This is a genomic window from Citrobacter sp. L55, assembly GCF_002850715.1.
GTDB lineage: Bacteria > Pseudomonadota > Gammaproteobacteria > Enterobacterales > Enterobacteriaceae > Citrobacter > Citrobacter braakii.
In genome coordinates, this window is record NZ_KZ559399.1 from 871556 (window position 1) to 877555 (window position 6000).

Below are 6000 nucleotides of genomic sequence, written 5' to 3' on the forward strand. Positions count from 1 at the left end.
CGCCAGGCCAGATAAGCAACGTGCGACTTTGCTAAGCCGCCAGTAACCTGTCCAGCGCTTTCTGCGCCACGACCAGATGCTGTCCCCCGAACAGAATAGCCCTATTCAGCAGCGTATAGAGCTGGTAGACAGGCTGTCTGTCGAGAAAATCCAATGGTAGCGGAGAAACAGACTGATAACCGTCATAGAGTTGCGGCGGCTGATCGGTATGTAACGGCAGCATTGCCAGGTCACACTCTCTGTCCCCCCAGTAGCAGGCAGGGTCAAAGATGTACGGGCCGTTCGGGCCGAGGGCGCAGTTCCCGGACCACAAATCACCATGCAGAAGAGACGGCTGCGGCTGATGAGAAGAGAGACGCTGCTGAACATGCTCGACGATGGCGTCGATATTGCCAAACGCAATGCCTTTTTCAGCGGCGAGCTCCAGCTGCCAGCCAATACGCTGCTCGGCAAAAAAGGTTGACCAGCGACGTTGCCAGGTGTTGGGCTGCGGCGTGGTAGAGAGCGCATTATCGAAGTCGAGCCCAAACTGCGGCTGATCGCTCCATTCATGCAAATGCGCCAACTGTTGGCCGAGGATAAACGCGTTGTGCGCATCAAGCGGACGGGGAGGGAGGAAATCCATCACCAGAAAGCTGTAATCTCTGTCTGCGCCTACCGCCCAGACTTTCGGTACAGATACGGTTTGACTGCGAGAAAGTAGCTCCAGCTGATCGGCTTCCGCCGTAAAGCCGGTTAACAGCTCTCTTTCATCGCATTTGACGAAAAAATCGCGCCCCGCATAGCGTAAATGCCATGCGGCGTGGATCTCTCCGCCGGGCAGTTCGTTACGCAGTTCGATTTCGCCTTCACCTAATTGCTCGCTTAAAAGACGACTGATAGCCTGCCACATGATGTCTCTCCCCATGTTGTCTGCCAGATCATAAGGTTAGCGCAAGAATGCGGTTAAAAAACACGAACTGACGCACACCACGGACGCGTCATCGCTGGAAAGGCACTTAATGTGTGTCGTTCTTCTTCACCTCGCATCGTTGTGAAGACGCCCGGTCGCACATGATTCACTTCTTTGTAATCATGTGATTTTTTATCATAGACGTATAACACCCATGCCGACAGTTTTACGGGGAAATCCCCTTGTATCTAGACAAGGGGAAGCCGTCATTACTGAGCCAGATACGCGTATATTTTTTGCGTATCGTCTAAAGCGCACAGACGCGTACCCTGATTCAGGGTGGCGGCGCTACCTGCGGCGACACCGTAACGAACAATATCTGCAAAAGGTGCGCTCTCCGCCAGTTTAAGCGTCATGGCCCCGACCATACTGTCGCCCGCACCTACGGTACTTTGACTCTTCACCGGTGGCGGAACCACCTGGACACAGGTTTCACGATCAACGCCCAGCGCTCCTTGTGGTCCAAGCGAGACCACTACGCGATGCGCTTTTCCGCTTTGCACGATTTCCTGCGCGGCGTTGCGCACATCATCGGGCTGCGTGAGTTCGCGATTCACCAGCGCGCTCAGTTCTTTGAGGTTGGGTTTGACCAGTTCGATATTGCCGATGGTTAATGCTGCCGCCAGCGCTTCGCCAGAACTATCGACGATACAGCGAATCCCTTGTTTTTGTGCTGTGGTAATGAGCCGGGTCAGCTTCTCAAGCTGTACGCCAGGCGGCAAACTGCCGCTAATAACCAGCAGTGCGCCAGACTCAATTTCCAGCACCTGATCCTGAAGTTGGTAGAACTCATCATCGGTGAGCGCAGCGCCTGGCATGACGAAGCGATACTGTTCACCGCTGGACTCAACGTGCACATGGAGATTTTGTCGGGTCCAGTCTTTAGCTTCGACGGTGGATACGGGAACATTTTCGTCGGCGAGCAAAGTAACAAGATGCTCTCCGGTGGCGCCACCCGCAGGGAAGATGGCCGTAGCGGTGCCGCCAAGATGGGCAATTGCGCGAGCGACGTTGATGCCGCCGCCGCCGGGTTCAAAAACCGGCGAGGTACAGCGAAGCTTACCTTCCGGGTAGATTTGCGGCGTGATTGTTGCGCTATCGAGAGAGGGCGCAAGTGTTAACGTATAGATACGTACCATCTTTACCTCCTGTTAGGCTGTCCTCAGTCTGGCACTTAACCCCCCGAAAGTGAAGTAATTAACAACATGATTTTTCATATCTTTATTTAAAATATTCGCGTTAAAGATATATAAATAAAAAAACGGTTTAGGAACGCTCTTATTCAAAAAATGAAATAAGAATTTATTGCTATGTTATTCGAGTCTTTTTATAATTTGTTACCTTTCAAGGGTCTTTTGTCATTGATCCATATGAAAGTTTCCGAGACCGTTATGGTCTCTTTTTTTGTTGTACGGACTCTTAATAAATGAAGCTTTTGAAGACAGTGCCCGCAGCGTTACTGCTGACGGGTGGCCTGCTTGCGTCAATGCAGGCTGCCGCCGATGATTCCGTTTTTACTGTCATGGATGACCCTTCCAGCGCGAAAAAACCCTTTGAAGGTAACCTGAACGCGGGATATCTCGCCCAGTCAGGCAACACAAAAAGTTCTTCTTTAACTGCAGACACCACCATGACCTGGTACGGTCAAACTACGGCGTGGTCTTTGTGGGGAAATGCCAGCAATACCTCCTCAAATGATGAGCGTTCATCAGAGAAATATGCCGTAGGTGGCCGTAGTCGTTACAACATGACCGACTATGATTATCTCTTTGGGCAGGCAAGCTGGCTGACCGACCGTTACAACGGCTATCGCGAGCGTGACGTGCTGACCGCAGGTTATGGTCGTCAGTTCCTCAACGGACCAGTGCACAGCTTCCGTTTTGAATTCGGTCCTGGTGTGCGCTATGACGAGCACACGGATGGCACCACCGAAACACAGCCGCTGGGCTATGCGTCCGGGGCCTATGCGTGGCAGATGACGGATAATACTAAGTTTACGCAAGGTGTGTCGGTATTTGGTGCTGACGATACAACGCTCAATTCTGAAACGGCCTTGAACGTTGCTATCAACGAACACTTTGGGTTAAAGGTGGCTTACAACGTTACCTGGAACTCTGAACCACCGGCAACAGCGCCGGAGCATACCGATCGTCGTACTACTGTGTCACTCGGCTATCGTATGTAATGACAAGCCGGGTCAAATAATTGGCCCGGCTTTTCTCAATTAACGTTAAATTTATTTAATATTAAATCTGTGTTTTATTTTTAATACTTATCAATAACGCGCTATTTTCAGACGAATTCGATTTAATTGATAAATACAACGGAACCGGAACTGCGTGTACCAGTATTTTAACCCCAGATCATCGCAGCCCAACGTAGCATCAGCATTGCCGCACAAATAACGAGCAGTATCACAACCATCTTCCAGTGTTTCTTCGCAAAGCGATTTGTTGGCATTGTCCTTTTCCTGCTCAGGTTAGATAACTTTATACAAGTGTAACAAAAACGTCAGGGTGTCAGTGAATTGATTTACATCATAGAGTACGCGTTGATTGTTGCTTTGATCGGCTCGTAATGCCGTGTACACTGTCAAACGGTGTTATCAAAAAGCGGGTGTAGGTCCAGTGTAGCCATTAAGGCGACCAGTGACATATTTCGCAGAGTGAAGCGGGAATCAGCCCACACCTTTTTGATGATTTTAAATATTGAATCTTTGTATGTGATCTTACGTGTAAGTACCATCCAGAATTTCACCTCATTCCTGTCTGTTCCTACCTGTTTCATAAATTCCGCACCACTCCTAACTTTATTCAATTTACCCGTTTCAATTTAGTTCATCTTGTCCGCGTTCGTGTCGTAGAATCTGTGTACCAAATCGTGTACCAATTCCGACAAAGCTGAACAGGGACAAGCATGCCTCTCAACGATACCAAGCTCAGACGTATAGCTGGCAAGCCATATGATGGACCAGAGGAGATAGCTGACGGTGGTGGGCTTTCTGCCAGGATCAGCCCAAAGGGACTAATCACCTTTCAGTACCGCTATCGCTTCAACGGGAAACCGGCCCGGCTAAAACTTGGCACCTACGGCAAGATGTCGATCAAAGAAGCCCGTGACGCGATGGAGGAATGCAAGGGCTGGCTGGAAGAGGGACGTGACCCGGCAATGCAGCGGAAGAAAGCCAGAGACATCGTATCCAGTTCTCCGAGCATCAGCACCCTCGTTGATGAGTGGCTTGAAACACCATCAGTGAAAGAGATGGTGAAGTACGAATACTGGAAGCGGATGCTGAAGCTTCACGTTACCGACAATTACGGCCGACTGATAGCAGATGAGATGAGCCCCGTTGAGTGGGAGCAGATATTCCTGCGCATAACGAAAGGTGGCTCGCCGGTTCAGGCTGGTAATGTTCTGGTGAAGATGAAGCAGGTGATCCGCTATGCGCTGCGCCGAAAACGTATAACTTCAAATTCGCTAATGTTACTCGAAATTAATGATGTCGGTAGCCGCCCGGATGACGGGGAAAGATTTCTGAATGATGATGAGATAGGCGTGTTCTGGAATGCTATCGATAAAACCAAGATGTCATGGCAAAACAAAATGCTGATCCGCATTGTGGCGCTTACCGGCTGCCGAGGCGTTGAATTGAGATTAGCAAGGAAGGGTGACTTTGACCTGAAGGCGAGGGAATGGGTTATACCGAAAGAAAACTCGAAAACGCGTAAGCGCTTTGTACGAGGGATTTCTCAACTGGCAGCCGATTATCTGCAGAAGGTTTTTGATGTGTACCCCGATCAGACAATCGTGTTTCCACCGGCAAAACTACAGGTGGACAGGCCTATGTCAGCCAGTACATTGATTTCCATCGCGGGGCAGGTGGAAGAGGTTATGGGTGGGGAACACTGGTCTCTGCACGACCTGCGCAGAACGTGCAAAACAAAGATGGCTGAGCTTGGCGTTGCGCCTCACGTATCAGAGAAGATACTCGGGCATAAGCTAACGGGGATGCTGGCTGTTTATGACCAGTATGATTACATCCCCGAGCAGCAGGCGGCAGCGGAATTGTGGGCCGAGAAGATTCAGGCGTGTGCAGCCAATAGCCCTTTATCTTTACAGAACTGAATAACCTCTACGTAGCGGAAGAGAGCGCCACCTTTCGGAGGGTGAATTTCTTCCACTTCCTGCGGGAATGGTGTGCCAGATTCCTCCCACTGTTTGCGCTTACGATAGAACGTGGTTCTGGAGATACCACCAAGCATCTCCTGAACGCGCTCACGGTTAACCAGAACCGGTTGAATGCTGATTGTTGTTTGCATGCTTTTCTCCAGGCAAAAAGAATGCCCTCACAGCGGAGGGCAAAAGGGATGACGTTGCAGTGCTTTCGCACCCAATAGCCAGCTCATAACTGGCTATCAGTTGCGTCATTGCATCAGGCCAAGGTCATAGTTGAGATGCTCTAGGCATTCTCTGTCCTGTTCGAGGCAGTAATCCCACAACTCTTGATCAGGCCATTCGCGAGCTATTTGCCATTTCCAGCCACCGCTGTGCATCACGCGGCGAACTTTGCGTTTTACGACGGCGTCTTGGTCGAAAATCACACCCAATCCTGAGCCGATGCCGTTGCGCAGAACATCCAGATCAACCTCAATGACCCGGAACAGCTTTGGTAATTTCGGTAATTCTTCAATACGCATAATCTCTCCTCATGCCGCACGCATAGCGCGGAGGCGTTTTAAGTGTTCTGCTGTTTCAAGTTCGGCGCGTATCTGTGCCGCCTCGTGTGGGTCGAGGTGCTCGAAATCGTTATTAAAGCGGTCTATTGATGCGGTGTTGATCCGGCCCTGTCGCCAGTAGCGGACTATCTGTGATGTGACGGAATGAATTATTACCGGCCACCCGGCATTGTCAGCGTATATCTGACCCCGTTGAATTAGCTGGAACATTGGCTGACTCCTGATTGCGCTTTAATTCCTCTCGGTATGCTGCAACCTCTCTCGCTTTCCTTTTCTGTCTCGGTGATGGCTTTGCGTGTTCCCATATAAATG

8 protein-coding genes are annotated in these 6000 nt (G+C 50.4%); 2 read left to right on the forward strand and 6 right to left on the reverse strand.

What is annotated here, in order from left to right; translation table 11 throughout:
- Positions 1 to 31 precede the first annotated feature (31 nt).
- Positions 32 to 892 carry a fructosamine kinase family protein gene (locus B9P82_RS04455; RefSeq protein ID WP_016152861.1) on the reverse strand — a complete coding sequence of 287 codons (861 nt, stop codon included), beginning with the start codon at positions 890 to 892 and terminating at the stop codon, positions 32 to 34.
- A 269-nt stretch (positions 893 to 1161) separates the two neighbouring features.
- Positions 1162 to 2091: a 6-phosphofructokinase II gene (pfkB, locus tag B9P82_RS04460; protein WP_047500833.1), complete on the reverse strand. Its 930-nt coding sequence runs from the start codon at positions 2089 to 2091 to the stop codon at positions 1162 to 1164.
- Between the two features lie 287 nt (positions 2092 to 2378).
- Here pfkB and B9P82_RS04465 point away from each other — a divergent pair, with 287 nt between their 5' ends.
- A complete protein-coding gene (locus B9P82_RS04465; protein WP_016152863.1) occupies positions 2379 to 3137 on the forward strand; it encodes a DUF481 domain-containing protein in 759 nt (252 codons plus the stop codon).
- Positions 3138 to 3304: 167 nt separating this feature from the next.
- On the opposite strand, the gene yniD is transcribed toward B9P82_RS04465, so the two are convergent.
- Positions 3305 to 3412, reverse strand: a complete 108-nt coding sequence (yniD, locus tag B9P82_RS04470; RefSeq protein WP_003030590.1) for a small membrane protein YniD — start codon at positions 3410 to 3412, stop codon at positions 3305 to 3307.
- 456 nt (positions 3413 to 3868) lie between these two features.
- On the opposite strand from yniD, the gene B9P82_RS04480 reads away from it, so the two are divergent.
- Complete coding sequence (locus tag B9P82_RS04480) at positions 3869 to 5077, forward strand: tyrosine-type recombinase/integrase (RefSeq protein WP_101699999.1); 1209 nt, start codon at positions 3869 to 3871, stop codon at positions 5075 to 5077.
- On the opposite strand, the gene B9P82_RS04485 is transcribed toward B9P82_RS04480, so the two are convergent.
- From B9P82_RS04485 to B9P82_RS04495, 3 genes are all read right to left on the reverse strand, one after another.
- Positions 5035 to 5271, reverse strand: coding sequence for a hypothetical protein (locus tag B9P82_RS04485; protein WP_032936075.1), 237 nt, complete (start codon positions 5269 to 5271; stop codon positions 5035 to 5037). The two genes, B9P82_RS04480 and B9P82_RS04485, sit on opposite strands and share 43 nt — an antisense overlap.
- Before the next feature lie 105 nt (positions 5272 to 5376).
- Positions 5377 to 5649 carry a hypothetical protein gene (locus B9P82_RS04490; protein ID WP_101700000.1) on the reverse strand — a complete coding sequence of 91 codons (273 nt, stop codon included), beginning with the start codon at positions 5647 to 5649 and terminating at the stop codon, positions 5377 to 5379.
- Between the two features lie 9 nt (positions 5650 to 5658).
- Entirely contained in the window at positions 5659 to 5898 is a 240-nt protein-coding gene (locus B9P82_RS04495) for a DUF4222 domain-containing protein (protein WP_101700001.1), read from the reverse strand.
- Positions 5899 to 6000 lie beyond the last annotated feature (102 nt).

Bases quoted from the DNA above. Each gene is read 5' to 3' on its own strand.
- B9P82_RS04455 (WP_016152861.1), bottom strand. From the start codon at position 892: ATGTGGCAGGCTATCAGTCGTCTTTTAAGCGAGCAATTAGGTGAAGGC.
- pfkB (WP_047500833.1), bottom strand. From the start codon at position 2,091: ATGGTACGTATCTATACGTTAACACTTGCGCCCTCTCTCGATAGCGCA.
- B9P82_RS04465 (WP_016152863.1), top strand. From the start codon at position 2,379: ATGAAGCTTTTGAAGACAGTGCCCGCAGCGTTACTGCTGACGGGTGGC.
- yniD (WP_003030590.1), bottom strand. From the start codon at position 3,412: ATGCCAACAAATCGCTTTGCGAAGAAACACTGGAAGATGGTTGTGATA.
- B9P82_RS04480 (WP_101699999.1), top strand. From the start codon at position 3,869: ATGCCTCTCAACGATACCAAGCTCAGACGTATAGCTGGCAAGCCATAT.
- B9P82_RS04485 (WP_032936075.1), bottom strand. From the start codon at position 5,271: ATGCAAACAACAATCAGCATTCAACCGGTTCTGGTTAACCGTGAGCGC.
- B9P82_RS04490 (WP_101700000.1), bottom strand. From the start codon at position 5,649: ATGCGTATTGAAGAATTACCGAAATTACCAAAGCTGTTCCGGGTCATT.
- B9P82_RS04495 (WP_101700001.1), bottom strand. From the start codon at position 5,898: ATGTTCCAGCTAATTCAACGGGGTCAGATATACGCTGACAATGCCGGG.